General features: G+C 73.9%; 13 protein-coding genes and 1 riboswitch. Of the genes, 4 read left to right on the top strand and 9 right to left on the bottom strand.

Annotation, left to right across the window (positions count from 1 at the left end; genetic code table 11):
- Positions 1-450: 450 nt before the first annotated feature.
- The 7 genes from GTY84_RS27910 to GTY84_RS27880 are packed head-to-tail and all read right to left on the bottom strand — an operon-like array spanning position 451 to position 5,306.
- A complete protein-coding gene (locus GTY84_RS27910) occupies positions 451-930 on the bottom strand; it encodes a PH domain-containing protein (protein WP_161229178.1) in 480 nt (159 codons plus the stop codon).
- 20 nt (positions 931-950) lie between these two features.
- Positions 951-1,808 (bottom strand): ATP phosphoribosyltransferase, encoded by an 858-nt coding sequence (gene hisG, locus GTY84_RS27905; RefSeq protein WP_161229177.1) that lies wholly within the window; start codon positions 1,806-1,808, stop codon positions 951-953.
- Positions 1,809-1,866: 58 nt separating this feature from the next.
- Positions 1,867-2,139, bottom strand: coding sequence for a phosphoribosyl-ATP diphosphatase (locus GTY84_RS27900; RefSeq protein ID WP_161229176.1), 273 nt, complete (start codon positions 2,137-2,139; stop codon positions 1,867-1,869).
- Positions 2,140-2,152: 13 nt separating this feature from the next.
- Entirely contained in the window at positions 2,153-2,659 is a 507-nt protein-coding gene (ribH, locus tag GTY84_RS27895) for a 6,7-dimethyl-8-ribityllumazine synthase (protein WP_161229218.1), read from the bottom strand.
- Between the two features lie 33 nt (positions 2,660-2,692).
- Entirely contained in the window at positions 2,693-4,057 is a 1,365-nt protein-coding gene (locus GTY84_RS27890; protein WP_161229175.1) for a bifunctional 3,4-dihydroxy-2-butanone-4-phosphate synthase/GTP cyclohydrolase II, read from the bottom strand.
- On the bottom strand, positions 4,054-4,695 hold the full coding sequence (locus tag GTY84_RS27885; RefSeq protein ID WP_161229174.1) for a nicotinamide mononucleotide transporter family protein: 642 nt from the start codon (positions 4,693-4,695) through the stop codon (positions 4,054-4,056). The genes GTY84_RS27890 and GTY84_RS27885 overlap by 4 nt, the downstream gene beginning before the upstream one ends.
- Complete coding sequence (locus GTY84_RS27880; protein ID WP_161229173.1) at positions 4,692-5,306, bottom strand: riboflavin synthase; 615 nt, start codon at positions 5,304-5,306, stop codon at positions 4,692-4,694. The genes GTY84_RS27885 and GTY84_RS27880 overlap by 4 nt, the downstream gene beginning before the upstream one ends.
- Positions 5,307-5,453: 147 nt before the next feature.
- Positions 5,454-5,584, bottom strand: a riboswitch (FMN riboswitch).
- Between the two features lie 282 nt (positions 5,585-5,866).
- Here GTY84_RS27880 and GTY84_RS27875 point away from each other — a divergent pair.
- Positions 5,867-8,170, top strand: coding sequence for a glycosyl hydrolase family 18 protein (locus tag GTY84_RS27875; protein WP_202551911.1), 2,304 nt, complete (start codon positions 5,867-5,869; stop codon positions 8,168-8,170).
- Between the two features lie 140 nt (positions 8,171-8,310).
- Positions 8,311-9,066 (top strand): SDR family oxidoreductase, encoded by a 756-nt coding sequence (locus GTY84_RS27870; protein WP_161229171.1) that lies wholly within the window; start codon positions 8,311-8,313, stop codon positions 9,064-9,066.
- Between the two features lie 307 nt (positions 9,067-9,373).
- Here the strand turns inward: GTY84_RS27870 and GTY84_RS27865 are convergent, their stop codons facing one another.
- Positions 9,374-10,579 carry an ROK family transcriptional regulator gene (locus tag GTY84_RS27865; RefSeq protein WP_161229170.1) on the bottom strand — a complete coding sequence of 402 codons (1,206 nt, stop codon included), beginning with the start codon at positions 10,577-10,579 and terminating at the stop codon, positions 9,374-9,376.
- Between the two features lie 130 nt (positions 10,580-10,709).
- Here GTY84_RS27865 and GTY84_RS27860 point away from each other — a divergent pair, with 130 nt between their 5' ends.
- Positions 10,710-11,921, top strand: a complete 1,212-nt coding sequence (locus GTY84_RS27860) for an MFS transporter (RefSeq protein ID WP_161229169.1) — start codon at positions 10,710-10,712, stop codon at positions 11,919-11,921.
- Here the strand turns inward: GTY84_RS27860 and GTY84_RS27855 are convergent.
- Positions 11,881-12,339 carry a thioesterase family protein gene (locus tag GTY84_RS27855; protein WP_161229168.1) on the bottom strand — a complete coding sequence of 153 codons (459 nt, stop codon included), beginning with the start codon at positions 12,337-12,339 and terminating at the stop codon, positions 11,881-11,883. The genes GTY84_RS27860 and GTY84_RS27855 overlap by 41 nt on opposite strands.
- A 342-nt stretch (positions 12,340-12,681) precedes the next feature.
- Between GTY84_RS27855 and GTY84_RS27850 the strand changes: the two genes are divergently transcribed.
- The gene (locus GTY84_RS27850) at positions 12,682-14,127 is read left to right on the top strand and encodes a solute carrier family 23 protein (protein WP_161229167.1); all 1,446 of its coding nucleotides are present in this window, start codon (positions 12,682-12,684) and stop codon (positions 14,125-14,127) included.
- Positions 14,128-14,888: the final 761 nt, after the last annotated feature.

Below are 14,888 nucleotides of genomic sequence, written 5' to 3'. Positions count from 1 at the left end.
CGAGCAGGTTGAGCGACCGGTGGTGCGGAGGGCGGCGGGTCCGTCGGGCGGCCGGAGGGCGCGGGAAGGACGGAGTCGCGGGGCGCCAGGAGGAGCGGGGCGGCCGAATGCCTTGGGGCGGCTCGGCCCGAGGGGGCCCGGCGGCCCCGTCCGAGCCGGGTGCGGTGGGCCCCGGCACAGGGTGAGGGTGCACCCCGGTCCGGGGAAGGCCCCGCGCCAGACCGGTCCGGCCAGGCGCGCTCCCGGCTCCTGGTTCCTGGTTCCGGTCCGTGCGGATCTCGTCCCCGGGCCCGGCCCCGGACAGGCGTGGGCCCCGCGATTCCGGGGCGCCCCGGGGCCAGGTGGCTCCCGGCACCGTGCCGGTCCCGGGTCGTCCCGGGTTCCGGGTCGTCCCGGACCCAGGCGGGCCCAGTCCCGGGAGGGTCCGGGTCAGCCTCGGGAGGGTCCGGGTCAGCCTCGGGACGGGCCCGGGTCGGCCGCGCTGCGGCTCTCGACCAGGGCCCGCAGGGCCCGCGCGTCAGCGAGGGCGCGCTCCCGGGCGATGCCCGGCTGGATGCCCAGCGCGGGCAGGCTGGTGCCGTCGCTGAGGTTGAGGAACACCCACGGGTCGCCGGCGCGAAGGGTGACCTGGACGATCTCCGCCCATTCCAGGCGACGGCGGCTCATCAGGTTGACGACGGTGACGCCGGACTCCTCCGCGACGACCTTGGGCCGGGCCAGCACCCACAGGACCCAGTCGAGGAGCAGGGCCGTCACCACGAAGCTGAGCCGCTCCCCCGTGCTGAGCCCCGGCAGCAGCACGGCGACCGCCGTGATGGTCAGGAGGACGGCGACGGCGGCACCGAGCAGGACGGCACGGGTGCGGCCCGGCTGGAAGGTGACGGGCAGGGCGGGCAGGGCCGGTGCGGTGTCCGGGGTGCTGTCGGGCATGGTGGTGCTCCGGGTGGTGCTCAGAGGCGGCAGGCGTGGATGGCCGTGGTCAGGATGGCCCTCGCGCCGATGTCGTAGAGGTCGTCCATGATCCGCTGGGCCTCCTTGGCCGGGACCATGGCGCGGACGGCGACCCAGCCCTCGTTGTGCAGCGGGGAGACGGTCGGGGACTCCAGGCCGGGGGTGAGGGCGACGGCCTTCTCCAGCTGCTCGACCCGGCAGTCGTAGTCCATCATCACGTAGGTCCGGGCGACCAGGACGCCCTGGAGGCGCCGCAGGAACTGCTGCACCTTGGGCTCGGCGGACTCGTCGGAGGCCGCGCCCGCGCGGCGGATGACGACGGCCTCGGACTTCATGATCGGCTCGCCGAAGACCTCCAGGCCCGCGTTGCGCAGCGAGGTGCCGGTCTCGACGACGTCCGCGATGACCTCCGCGACCCCCAGCTCGATGGCGGTCTCGACGGCGCCGTCGAGGTGGACGACGGAGGCGTCGATGCCCCGGTCGGTGAGGTGGCGGGCGACGATGCCCTCGTAGGAGGTGGCGACGGTGCGGCCCTTGAGGTCCTCGTCGCCGGCGGCGGTGCCCGGCTTGGCGGCGAAGCGGAAGGTCGAGCGGGCGAAGCCGAGCGGGAGGATCTCCTCCGCGTGGGCGCCCGAGTCGACCAGCAGGTCGCGGCCGGTGATGCCGATGTCGAGCCGGCCGGAGGAGACGTAGATCGCGATGTCGCGGGGGCGGAGGTAGAAGAACTCCACCTCGTTCACCGGGTCGACGATCCGCAGCTCCTTGGACTCGCGGCGCTGCTGGTAGCCGGCCTCATGCAGCATGTCCGCCGCAGGGCCGGAGAGGGAACCCTTGTTGGGGACGGCGATGCGCAGCATGAGGTCGGCTTCCTTTGCGTGGTGGGGTGCGGGAGGGGCGGTCGGGCTCAGTCGGACTTCACAGATGGGCGTATACGTCGTCCAGGGAGATCCCGCGGGCGACCATCATCACCTGGATGTGGTACAGCAGTTGGGAGATCTCCTCGGCCGCCGCCTCCTTGCCCTCGTACTCGGCGGCCATCCAGACCTCGGCGGCCTCCTCGACGACCTTCTTGCCGATGGCATGGACGCCCTTGTCCACCAGTTCGGCGGTTCGGGAGGTGGCGGGATCGCCGTGCGCGGCCTTGTGCTGGAGCTCGGTGAACAGCTCCTCGAACGTCTTCTTGGACATGGTGGCGCCCACTTTACGCGTAGTGCCGGCCGGGCTGGCGCCACGGTTCGGATACTGAGCGGAGCGTGGCCGCGGTGGCGACCGCCGCGGTCACCGCCTCGTGTCCCTTGTCCTCGTTGGAGCCCGGCAGACCCGCCCGGTCCAGGGCCTGCTCCTCGGTGTCGCAGGTGAGCACCCCGAAGCCGATGGGGACACCGGTCTCGACGGAGACCTGGACGAGGCCCTGGGTCACTCCCTGGCAGACGTAGTCGAAGTGCGGGGTGCCGCCGCGGATGACGACGCCGAGGGCGACGACCGCGTCGTAGCCCCGGCCCGCGAGGACCTTGGCCACCACCGGGAGCTCGAAGCTGCCGGGGACCCGCAGCACGGTCGGCTCGTCGATGCCGAGGTCGCGCAGGGCGCGCAGGGCGCCGTCCACCAGTCCGTCCATCACCCGGTCGTGCCACTGCGCCGCGACGACGGCGACCCTGAGGTCCCCCGCGTCGTGTACGGACAGTTCCGGTGCGCCGTTCCCGCTCACCATGTCTCCTTGGTTGCCGTGCCTGAACCGCTGCTACTGGTCGCCGAGGCCGGACACGGCGACCGTGTCCAGCCAGGGCAGGTCGTGCCCCATCCGGTCCCGCTTGGTGCGCAGGTAGCGGAGGTTGTGCTCGCCCGCCCGGACGGGCATGGGCTCCCGGCCGGTGACCGGGATGCCGTGCCGCAGGAGGGCGTCGGTCTTGTCGGGGTTGTTGGTCATCAGCCGTACGGTGCGCACCCCGAGGTCCGCGAGGACACGGGCCCCGGCGCCGTAGTCGCGGGCGTCGGCGGGCAGGCCGAGTTCGAGGTTGGCGTCGAGGGTGTCCCGTCCGCGCTCCTGGAGCTCGTAGGCGCGCAGCTTGGAGAGCAGGCCGATGCCGCGCCCCTCGTGGCCGCGCAGATAGACGACGACGCCCCGGCCCTCGTCCCGGACGCGGTCGAGGGCGGCGTCGAGCTGGGGTCCGCAGTCGCAGCGCCGGGAGCCGAAGACGTCGCCGGTGAGGCACTCGGAGTGGAGGCGGACCAGGACGTCCTCGCCGTCACCGAGGTCGCCGTGGACGAGGGCGACGTGCTCGGCGCCGTCGGCGGCGGCCCGGTAGCCGTAGGCGGTGAAGTCGCCGCGGCGGGTGGGCAGACGGACCTCGGCCTCCCGGTGGACGACGGGCGCGGGCGCGTCGAGGGGGGCGGGGCCGTCCTCCTCGCGGGGGGCGGGCTCGGTGGCGCGGCGGTGGGCGATCAGGGCCTCGATGGAGATGATCGTCAGGCCGTGCTTGCGGGCGAAGGGGATCAGCTCGGGCAGCCGCAGCATGCGCCCGTCCTCGCCGGCGATCTCGACGATGGCCCCGGCGGGGCGCAGTCCGGCGAGGCGGGCGAGGTCGACGGCGGCCTCGGTGTGGCCGTCGCGGACGAGGACACCGCCGGGGCGGGCGCGCAGCGGGAAGACGTGGCCGGGCCGGACGAGGTCGGAGGGCCCGGCGGCGCCGCCCGCGAGGAGGCGGAGGGTGGTGGCGCGGTCGGCGGCGGAGATGCCGGTGGTGACGCCGTGGGCGGCGGTGGCGTCGACGGAGACGGTGAAGGCGGTCTTCATCGACTCGGTGTTGTCGTCGACCATCTGCGGCAGGCGCAGCCGGTCCAGCTCCGCGCCCTCCATGGGGGCGCAGATCAGGCCGCGGCACTCGCTCATCATGAAGGCGACGATCTCCTCGGTCGCCTTCTCGGCGGCGATCACGAGGTCGCCCTCGTTCTCCCGGTCCTCGTCGTCGACGACCACGACGGGGCGTCCGGCGGCGATGTCGTCGATGGCCCGGGCGACCGGGTCCAGGGTGAGGCCGTCGGGGTCGTCGAGCCGGTCGAGCCGGCCGAGGCCGTCGGCGGTGCCGAGGAGGGGTGCGATGGTCATGCGGGCGCTCCTTCCGGGGCGGGGCGGGTCGCGGCGCGGGAGCGCAGCCACCAGTCGCGCAGGCCCCAGAGGACGAGCGCGCCGTAGAGGACGTAGACGAAGCCGGAGAAGGCGAAGCCGTTGGCGAAGTTCAGCGGGACGCCGACGAGGTCGACGAGGAGCCAGGCGAACCAGAACTCGACCATGCCGCGGGCCTGGGCGTACATGGCGACGACGGTGCCGACGAAGATGTAGGCGTCCGGCCAGGGGTCCCAGGACAGGGTCGGGAAGGCGGTGAACAGGCCGCCGACCGCGAGGGTGCCGGCAGCGGCGAGGCCGAGCAGGGCGCCGCGCTCGCGCCAGGTGGCGAAGCGGACGTCGATGGAGCCGTCCCCGCCCCGGCGACCGCGGCTCCACTGCGCGAAGCCCCAGGCGGCGACGGCCATGACGACGATCTGCTTGCCGGCGCTGCCGGAGAGGTGGGCGGTGGCGAAGGCGGTGAAGAGGATCAGGCCGGAGAGGAACTGGGCGGGCCAGGTCCAGATGGAGCGCCGCCAGCCGAGGGCGAGGCCGAGCAGCCCGATGACGTTGCCGATCATGTCCGACCACATGATGCGCTGGCCGAGGAGGGCGAACGCCTCGGAGTTCAGCCAGTTCACCGGGGATCCCCCTGTCCGGCGGGCCCGGCGCCGAGCAGCCGCTCGACGTACTTGGCGATGACGTCCACCTCCAGGTTGACCGGGGCGCCGGGCTGCTTGAGGCCGAGCGTGGTCAGGGCGAGGGTGGTGGGGATGAGGCTGACGGTGAAGAAGTCGGGGCCCGCCTCGACGACCGTGAGGCTGATGCCGTCGACGGTGATGGAGCCTTTCTCGACGACGTAGCGGGAGAGGCCGGCGGGCAGGGAGATCCGCACCACCTCCCAGTGCTCCGAGGGTTCGCGGGCGAGGATCTCTCCGGTGCCGTCCACGTGGCCCTGGACGATGTGACCGCCGAGCCGGGCGCCGACGGCGGTGGGTCGCTCCAGGTTGACGCGGGAGCCCACGGCGAGGGCGCCCAGGCTGGAGCGGTTCAGGGTCTCGGCCATCACGTCGGCGGTGAACTCGTCGCCCTCGTGGTCGACGACGGTGAGGCACACCCCGTTGACGGCGATGGAGTCGCCGTGGGCGGCGTCCTCGGTGGCGACGGGGCCGCGCAGTCGGAAGCGACAGGCGTCGCCGAGGTTCTCGACGGCGGTGATCTCGCCCAGCTCTTCGACGATTCCGGTGAACACTTCCCGGGTCCTCCTGCCTCGTGGGGCACGGACTCCGGGGCCGCCCGAGAGGGCAGGAACCGCGGGAGGACACCGGGGGCGACGCCGGAGAGGGGCCGCCCGCGAAGGACGTCCCACTGGTCGGCGGCGCGCACGAGTGCTCGCCCGCCGCGCACTGCCTCCCATCCGGACTTTAACCGTCGGTCCAGGAATTTCACCTGGTCAACCGGTCGCTGGAGGCGACCGGGTCGCGGACTGTAACCGCCGGTTCGGACTTTCACCGACCCCGGAGTGCGCTGCTTCTGGTAGGGCCAGTGTGCCACGACCGCGGGGCGTCCATGCGGGCGCACCGTGTGGGCTGGCTCACAGAACGCGACCGGAGGGGCCGCGCCGGAACGAGGAGGCGTCCCATTCATGCCGTATCGCCCTCAACTCCCCCATGTTCACGCAGCCTTGATATTGGTCCATACCTATTGACTCACTGGTCTAGTCCTCTCTACTGTCTGGCCAACTTCCGTGGAGAGGAACCACCTGTGCCTTCCCCCTCGCCCTCAAGATCCCGCCACCGCGCGGGACCTGCGCTGTTCGCCGGAGCCGCCGCCGTCGCCGGACTGCTCCTCGCCGGCCTCCCCGCGACCTCCCAGGCCGCCGACCAGACCTCCTGTCGCCCCGACGGGCTCTACCAGACGCCCGGCGTCGACGTCCCCTACTGCTCGGTCTACGACGCCGACGGCCGCGAGAAGATGGGCGCCGACCATCCCCGCCGTGTGATCGGCTACTTCACCGGATGGCGCACCGGCAAGGACGGGAAGCCCGCCTACCTCGCCTCCGACATCCCGTGGGACAAGATCACCCACATCAACTACGCCTTCGCCCACGTCGACGGCTCCAACAAGCTCTCCGTGGGCGGCGACGGTCCCGACAACCCCGCGACGGGCATGACCTGGCCGGGCGTCAGCGGCGCGGAGATGGACCCGCAGCTCCCCTACAAGGGTCACTTCAACCAGCTCACCAAGTTCAAGAAGCAGCACCCGAACGTCAAGACCATGATCTCGGTGGGCGGTTGGGCCGAGACCGGCGGCTACTTCGCCGACGACGGCTCCCGGGTGAACTCCGGCGGCTTCTACTCGATGGCCACCAACGCCGACGGCTCGGTCAACACGGCCGGCATCGAGACCTTCGCCAACTCGTCGGTCGACTTCATCCGCAAGTACGGCTTCAGCGGCGTCGACATCGACTACGAGTACCCGACCTCGATGAAGGACACGGGCAACCCGCTCGACTGGTCCTTCGCCAACGCTCGCCGGGCCGGTCTGGTCAAGGGCTACGCGGTGCTCATGAAGACGCTGCGCGAGAAGCTCGACCGCGCGGGCGCCGCCGACGGCAAGCACTACCTCCTCTCCGTCGCCGCCCCGTCCTCCGGCTACCTGCTGCGCGGCATGGAGACCTTCCAGGTCCAGAAGTACCTGGACTACGTCAACATCATGTCGTACGACCTCCACGGCGCCTGGAACGAGCACGTCGGCCCGAACGCCTCGCTGTTCGACGACGGCAAGGACTCGGAGCTGGCCGGCGCGGGCGTGTACACCACCTCGCAGTACGGCGGCATTGGCTACCTCAACACCGACTGGGCGTACCACTACTTCCGCGGTTCGATGCCCTCCGGGCGCATCAACATCGGCCTGCCGTACTACACGCGCGGCTTCAAGAACGTCACCGGCGGCACCAACGGCCTCTGGGGCAAGGCCGCCGCGACGACCTGCCCGGCCGGTTCCGGCCTGACCAAGTGCGGTGACGGCGCCGTCGGCATCGACAACCTCTGGCACGACCTGGACGACAACGGCAAGGAGTCCCCGGCGGGCTCCAACCCGATGTGGCACGCCAAGAACCTGGAGAAGGGCATCGTCGGCGACTACGTCACCGACTACGGCTTCCCGGCGAACACCGCGCTGACCGGCACCTACGCCCGCAACTACAGCTCGACCCTGGTCGCGCCGTGGCTGTGGAACGCCGAGAAGAAGGTCTTCCTCTCCACGGAGGACGAGCAGTCGGTGAAGGCCAAGGCCGACTACGTGGTCGACCGCGGCATCGGCGGCACGATGATCTGGGAGCTGGCGGGCGACTACGCCTGGAACACGTCCAAGGGCCAGTACGGTCCGGGCACGACGCTGACCGACACCATGTACCAGACCTTCAAGTCGGCCACCCCGTACGGCGCCAAGCGCGCCACGACCACCCTGCCGACCGAGGCGCTGAACGTGGACGTGGAGTTCGGGCAGTTCCCGCTCGGCGACTCCAACTACCCGATCGGCCCGAAGCTCAAGATCACCAACAACACCAGGACCACGCTGCCCGGCGGCACGGAGTTCCAGTTCGACTACGCCACCTCCGCGCCCGGCAACGCCAAGGACCAGTCCGGCTGGGGCACCTCCGTGGTCCGCAGCGACCACACCGACGGCAACGTGGGCGGCCTGAAGGGCGACTACCACCGCGTCTCGCTGAAGCTGCCGGCCTGGCAGTCGCTCGCCCCGGGCGCCTCCACCACCGTCGACTTCGTGTACTACCTGCCGGTGTCCACGCCGTCGAACTGGACGGTCACCTTCGGCGGCAAGTCCTACGCCCTGGCCGGCGACCTGGCCCGCGGCACCACCACGGTGGAGCCGGGCACGACCCCGACGCCCGACCCGACCGAGAGCGGCGGCACGGGCGGCAACACGGGCGGCGGAAGCTGCACCAACCCGGCGTGGAACACGGCCACCGAGTACGGCAGCGGCAGCACGGTCTCCCAGGACGGCCACAACTGGAAGGCCAAGTGGTGGACGAAGGGCGAGAAGCCCGGCACCACCGGTGAATGGGGTGTCTGGCAGGACCTCGGCGCCTGCTGATCCCGCGACCAGACCGGCCCGGCGGCGGTGACGACGGCCCTTGCCCGCCGCCGGGCCATCCAGAGCGCACCATCCGTTCCGCCCCCGCCCGCGCGGGGCACTCCCTCCGGGGAGCGCGCCTCACCGAAGGGGACGGAAGCATGACCACCATCCTGGTGACCGGCGGGACCGGCACACTCGGGCGGCTCGTCACCGAACGGCTGCACACGGACGGCCACGAGGTACGGGTGCTCAGCCGGCACTCTCCGCCCTACGCCGTCGACCTGCGCGAGGGCGGCCCCGTACTGGACGCCGCCCTCGACGGCACAGAGGTCGTCGTGCACTGCGCCACCACACCCCGCGGTGGCGACGAACGGGCCGCCGCCCACCTGATCGCGGCGGCCCGTCGAGCCCGGGTACGGCATCTGGTCCACGTCTCGATCGTCGGCGTGAACCGGGTGCCGTTCGGCTATTACCGGTCCAAGCTCGCGGTGGAGCGGCTGGTGGCGGAGTCGGGGACGGACTGGACCCTGCTGCGCGCCACCCAGTTCCACGAACTGCTGGTCGCCCTGTTCGGGGCGCTGGCGAGACCGCCGGTGATGCTGCTCCCGGCCGGGGTGCCGGACCAGCCCGTCGCGGCGTCGGAGGTCGCCCGGCGGCTCGCCCGGCTGGCCGCGGGCCCGCCCGCCGGCCGCGTCGAGGACCTGGGCGGCCCCGAGGTCCGCTCCCTTTCCTCCCTGGCCCGCGCCTATCTGGCCGCCACCGGCCGCCGCCGCCCCGTGCTGGACGTGCCCCTGCCGGGCCGGGCCTACCGCGCCTTCCGCGCGGGCGGTCACCTCGCCCGGGGACGCGCCCTGGGCACCCCCACCTTCGAGGACCACCTCGCGGCACGGTTCGGGGACCCCGGGCGGCGGTAGCCCGGGGGGACGGACCCCACGGCGGCCCCGAGCCGGTGGTGTGCCGTCCGGGCCCGACGGCGCACTCCGCGCCCACGACGGGGCGGAGCGGACCTGGCACGGGTTCCGGCCGGGCGGGGCGGGCAGTCCGCCGGTCGGCGCGGGCTCCCGTACCGGCCGGAGCGGGCCCGCACGGTTTCCGGCCCGTTCCTGCGGGCTGCCCCGACCTCCCGGATACGCGCGGCAGCGCGGGCCGCGGCCGGGCCGCACGACGTCACGGGTCCCGCCCCGGCCCCGCCCCCGATCGCGGCGGCCGGGTACGCGGTCGTCAGCCGCCCCTCGGGGCGAACAGCTCGTCCTGGGCCCGGTCGCGCGCGGTCAGCAGGGCGCCCCGCAGCACCGCGTCACCGCCCAGCGCGGTGGGGCGGACCTCGGTGGCCAGCGGGGACATCTCCGCCAGGCGGTGCCGGACCCGGTCGGCCAGCGCGACGCCGCCCGCCCGGCCGATCTCCCCCGCCAGCACCACGCAGCCGGGGTCGAGGACGGACGCCACGGCGGCCGCGCCCACGGTGATCCGGTCGGCCAGCGCGTCCAGGAAGCGGCCCGGCGCCGGGTCCCCGGCGGCGCCGGGCCCCTGCGCGCGCACCGCCGCCCGCACCAGCGCCGCCGCCCGGACCTCCCGCCCGGCGTCCGGTGCGGTCAGCCCGTGCTCCGCGGCGAGGGCGGTCACCGCCGACGCCCCGGCCAGCCCGTGGAAGCCGCCGCCGCAGTCGGTGGCCGAAGGCAGCCCCGCCGTGCCCGGCACCGGCAGGAAGCCCAGCTCACCCGCGCCGCCCGAGGCGCCCCGGCGCAGGGTGCCGTCGAGGACGAGGGCGGCGCCGATGCCGAGGCCCAGCCAGAGCAGGACGAAGGAGTCCCGGTCACGGGCCGCGCCGTCGCGCTGCTCGGCGAGGGCGGCGAGGTTGGTCTCGTTCTCCACGCCGACCCGCGCCGCCGGGAACCGCTCCTGGAGGGCCGCCACCAGGCGGCGGTGCCACTCGGGCAGCCCCGTGGTGTGGTGGAGGTCGCCGGTCGCCGGGTCGATCAGGCCGGGCGCGCCGATGGTGACGGTGTGCGGCTGCTCCGCCCCCGCCTCCTTGACCGTCCGCTCGACCAGGGTGACCGTGCGCTCCACGGCCGGTCCGGTGGCGGTGTCGGGGCCGACGGGGACCGAGCCCTCCGCGAGCATCCGGCCCAGCAGGTCGGCGACGGCCACCGCGACGCCCTCGGTGCGCACGTCGAGCGCGGCCAGATGGGCCCGGTCGGCGACGATGCCGTACAGCCTGGCGTTGGGGCCCCGGCGCTGGGCGCGCGACTCCCCGGCGACCTCGATCAGGCCGGCGGCGGCGAGGCGCTCGACGAGGTCGGCCACGGTCGGCCGGGAGAGCCCGGTGAGCTGCTTGAGCTGGGTGGCCGTCAGCGGGCCCTCGCTCTGGAGCAGGCGGAGGGCGAGCCGGTCGTTGATGGCCCGAGCGGTGCTCGGCGATGCGCGCATGCCGGAATCCTTCCAGACCGACGGGCGCGGCAGCCCGTCACCGGGTCCTCTATATATCAGGCAAGGTTCCTGATAGTTTACGCCGACCAGTCTGCGAGAGTGGTGCCGATCCCACGGGGAGGACCCTGCCTTGACCACCGAGAGCCACGCGCCGGAAGAGGTGAGGCGCGCCCGGTACGCCGTGGCGGCCGTCTTCGCCGTGCACGGTGCCGTCACCGGGTCGTTCGCGACCCGCGTCCCGTGGATCCAGGACCACGCCGGGGTCGGCGCGGGCCAGCTCGGACTGGCGCTCGCCTTCCCCGCGCTCGGCGCCTCGCTCGCCATGCCGCTGGCCGGCCGGATCACCCACCGCTTCGGCACCCGCAGCGCGCTGCGCGGCCTGCTGGCGCTCTGGACGCTGGCCCTGGTCCTGCCCGCCCTCGCCCCGAACCTGCCCACGCTGTGCCTCGCCCTGTTCGTCTACGGCGCAACGGCGGGCATGTCGGACGTGGTGATGAACGCCCTCGGCGTCGAGGTGGAGAACCGGCTGGACAAGTCGATCATGTCCGGGCTGCACGGCATGTGGAGCGTGGGCGCCCTCATCGGCTCGGCGGCCGGGACGCTCGCCGCCCATCTGGGCGCGGACGCCCGGGTGCACCATCTGCTGGCCGCCGCCGTGCTGACCGCGGCGGGCCTGATCGCCTGCGCCTGGGTGCTCGACCTCCAGCCCGCGGCCGACGAGGAGCCCCCGCCGCGGTTCGCGCTGCCCCCCAGGTCCGCGCTGCTGATCGGCGCTGTCGGGTTCTGCGCCGTCTTCGCGGAGGGCGCCAGCCTGGACTGGTCGGCGGTCTACCTGCGGGACCAGCTGGAGACCTCGGCCGGGCTCGCCGCGGCCTGCACCACGGGCTTCACGCTCACCATGGCGGTGGTCCGGCTGGCCGGCGACCGGGTCGTGGACCGCTTCGGGGCGGTGCGCACCGTGCGGGTGAGCGGGATGCTGGCCACCCTCGGCGGCCTGCTGATCGTCCTGGGCGGCCACCCGGCGGTGGCCATGACCGGCTTCGCCCTGATGGGCCTCGGGATCGCGGTGGTCGTCCCGCTGTGCTTCGCGGCGGCGGGCCGCAGCGGCTCCAACCCGAGCCTGGCCATCGCCGGGGTCGCGACCATCACCTACACCTCGGGCCTGGTCGCCCCGGGCGCGATCGGCGGCCTGGCCCAGCTCACCAGCCTGGTGGTCTCCTTCGGCCTGGTGACGGTGCTCGCCGCCGGTCTCGCGGCCTTCGCCGGGGTGCTGCGGGCGGGCGACCGCGACCGCCCGGTGATCACTCGGCGGGACGCAGCAGTTCCCGACCGGCACTCCTGAAGACGTCGCTCCACGGCGCCGGGCGCAGCGTCGCGGGGTCCAGCCGGACCAGCACCCGGGTGCCGCGGGCGTGGGTCACCGCACCGTCCGCCGAGCAGAACCGGAAGCCGTAGGTGAGCCCGGTCGTCCCGAGCCGCTCCAGCCACAGGTGGACGGCGTACTCGCCGGTCCGGGTGACCGGCACCTCGTAGCCGACCGTCAGCTCCCTGACCGCGTTGCAGGCGTCCCCGGCCGCCGCCCAGTCGCCCTCGAACCGGAAGCCCCGGCCCTCCCAGAGCGCGGCCCAGGCGCGTTCGACCAGTACCGGGTAGCGGGCGTTGTGCAGCAGGCCGAGGGCGTCCAGGTCGTCGAAGTGGACGGTGACCGGGACGAGCCGGCCGAAGGGCGGGGCGGGGTGAGCGGGGGCTTCGGCGGTCACGGGGACTCCTGGTGCGGTCGGCGGGCGTACGGCCCCGCGCGCGAGGCGGGGGCACGGACGGCCGGGGCGGGTGCGGCGCCGGGAGTACGGGGCGCCGCACGGCGGTGGCCGGGCGGGGCGGTGGCCTCGCGCGGCGGGTCCGGGCCATCCTAAGCGGACGCTCAGCCGGTTCTTCGGGAGGGGTCCCGAAGGCCGCGGAAGCGACCGGGGCCGCCCCGGGAACCACCGCGACGTCCGCGGACGGGCCCGCCCGGTCCGCGCGGGAGGGGGCGGGGCACGGTCGATTACCGGCCACCCCGACAATGTTCCGGACACCTCACGTACAGAGAAAGCGAAACCACCATGGACCTCGGCGTGCGCTGGAAGCTGCACGGTGACGGGAAGGTACCCGCGCCCGGTGCGGTGGTCCGCCCCGACGAACGGCTCACATGGCCCCGCACGGCCGGGCTCGGCGCCCAGCACGTGGTGGCCATGTTCGGGGCGTCCTTCGTGGCTCCGGTCCTGATGGGCCTGGACCCCAACCTCGCGATCATGATGTCGGGTGTGGCGACCGTCATCTTCCTGCTCGCCACGCGCGGCCGGGTGCCCAGCTACCTCGGCTGCTCGCTCTCCTTCGTGGGCGTGGCCGCGGTGATCCGGGCGCAGGGCGGCACCAGCGCCACGGTCACGGGCGCGGTCCTCGTGGTCGGCGCCGCGCTGTTCCTCGTCGGGCTGGCGGTGCGGCGGTTCGGGGCGCGGATCATCCACGCCGCGATGCCGCCGGTCGTCACCGGCGCGGTGGTCATGCTGATCGGCTTCAACCTGGCCCCGGTCACCGCCTCGACCTACTGGCCGCAGGACCAGTGGACGGCCCTGCTGGTGATGCTGTTCACCGGCCTCGCCGTGGTCTGCCTGCGCGGCTTCTGGTCGCGCATCGCGATCTTCCTCGGGCTGGTCTTCGGGTACGTGCTGTCCTGGGGACTGGACCGGGCCTTCGGCATGATCCACTCGGCCGACGGCAGCGGGAAGGTCACCGACCACTGGCGGCTGGACTTCTCCGCCGTGGGCCGGGCCGACTGGATCGGGCTGCCCTCCTTCCACGGGCCGTCCTTCGAGTGGTCCGCGATCCTGGTCGCGCTGCCCGTCGTCATCGCGCTGATCGCGGAGAACGCGGGGCACGTCAAGGCCGTCGGCGAGATGACCGGCGACTCCCTCGACGACAAGCTGGGCACCGCCCTCTCCGCCGATGGCGTGGGCTCGATGCTGTCCACCGCGGTCGGCGGTCCGCCCAACACCACGTACTCCGAGAACATCGGCGTGATGGCCGCGACCCGCGTCTACTCGACGGCCGCCTACTGGGCCGCCGCCGGCTTCGCCCTGCTCTTCGGACTCTGCCCGAAGTTCGGCGCGGTCGTCGCCGCGATCCCCGGCGGGGTGCTCGGCGGCATCACCGTCATCCTCTACGGCATGATCGGCCTGCTCGGCGCGCAGATCTGGATCAACGCCAAGGTGGACCTGCGCAATCCGCTCAACCTGGTCCCGGCCGCCGCGGGCATCATCATCGGCGTCGGGAACGTCAGCATGGAGTTCAGCGACACCTTCCAGCTCAGCGGGATCGCCCTGGGCACGCTGGTGGTCATCACGGGCTACCACGTGCTGCGGGCCTTCGCCCCGCCCCACCTCAAGACGCAGCAGCCGCTGCTGGACGAGGGCACGTCCTCCTACGACACGGCGGGCACCGCGGCGGACGACGGCACGGTCGGCACGGCGGGCGGCACGGGCACCGACGGGACGCGGGCCGGGCAGTAGCCGCCCGGCAGTCGCACGACCCGGCGGTGCGGGCGTCCGGGTGCCGCAGCGGCGCGACCACCGGGTGACGCGCGGTCCGGCAGACACGGCGATGCGACGGCCCGGAGGCACGGCGGCGCCACGGCCGGGTCGCCCGGCGACACCGTGACTCGGCGGCGCCGTGGGCCGGACCACCGCACCGCCGGGTCTCCGGGAGCGGGCCGCCGCGCCGTCGGACCGTCGGCCGCGGCCCCCGCTCCTCTCGGCCCTACGGCCGCGTTCCCCCGTTCCGGGCAATCCCGGCCCCGCCGCCCCGCTCGCCGACCCGGAGCTGCCACTCTGGCCGCCATGGCGCACCACGAGCACGCCCCGACGGCCGTCCGGCCGGGCCGGAAGCCGCGCCCGGCGACCCTCCGGCCCTCCGTCCCCGGCCCACGGCCCACGGCCCACGGCCCACGGCCCACGGCCGGAGTGTCGGCACGGTCCCGGGCCGGAAGCACGCCCCCATGGCTGCGGTGCCCGCCGGGGAAGGGGGTCACCCCTCCCACCCGTGGGTGCCCCGCAGTCGCCGGACGCGTCCGCGAGGAGCCTCCGCCGGGTCCCGTCCTCCCCTCGGCCGGCCGACCCGCCGCCCCTCCCCACCACTTCCCGGGCCCGGGAGTGCGCCCGTGACACACCCCGGGCGGCGCCCCGCGCTCCGGGTGCCTCCCCCGGACGTCGTGGCCGATCGGGGTGCTTCACGAACCGCCGGCCCCGAGGACGGTGGTACCGGCAGCCGGACG

Source organism: Streptomyces sp. SID8352 (assembly GCF_009862265.1).
Lineage (GTDB): Bacteria > Actinomycetota > Actinomycetes > Streptomycetales > Streptomycetaceae > Streptomyces.
The sequence above is the reverse complement of the archived record's forward strand: the minus strand, read 5'-3'. Positions and strand labels throughout refer to the sequence as shown.

Bases quoted from the DNA above. Each gene is read 5' to 3' on its own strand.
- GTY84_RS27910 (WP_161229178.1), bottom strand. From the start codon at position 930: ATGCCCGACAGCACCCCGGACACCGCACCGGCCCTGCCCGCCCTGCCC.
- hisG (WP_161229177.1), bottom strand. From the start codon at position 1,808: ATGCTGCGCATCGCCGTCCCCAACAAGGGTTCCCTCTCCGGCCCTGCG.
- GTY84_RS27900 (WP_161229176.1), bottom strand. From the start codon at position 2,139: ATGTCCAAGAAGACGTTCGAGGAGCTGTTCACCGAGCTCCAGCACAAG.
- GTY84_RS27890 (WP_161229175.1), bottom strand. From the start codon at position 4,057: ATGACCATCGCACCCCTCCTCGGCACCGCCGACGGCCTCGGCCGGCTC.
- GTY84_RS27870 (WP_161229171.1), top strand. From the start codon at position 8,311: ATGACCACCATCCTGGTGACCGGCGGGACCGGCACACTCGGGCGGCTC.
- GTY84_RS27865 (WP_161229170.1), bottom strand. From the start codon at position 10,579: ATGCGCGCATCGCCGAGCACCGCTCGGGCCATCAACGACCGGCTCGCC.
- GTY84_RS27850 (WP_161229167.1), top strand. From the start codon at position 12,682: ATGGACCTCGGCGTGCGCTGGAAGCTGCACGGTGACGGGAAGGTACCC.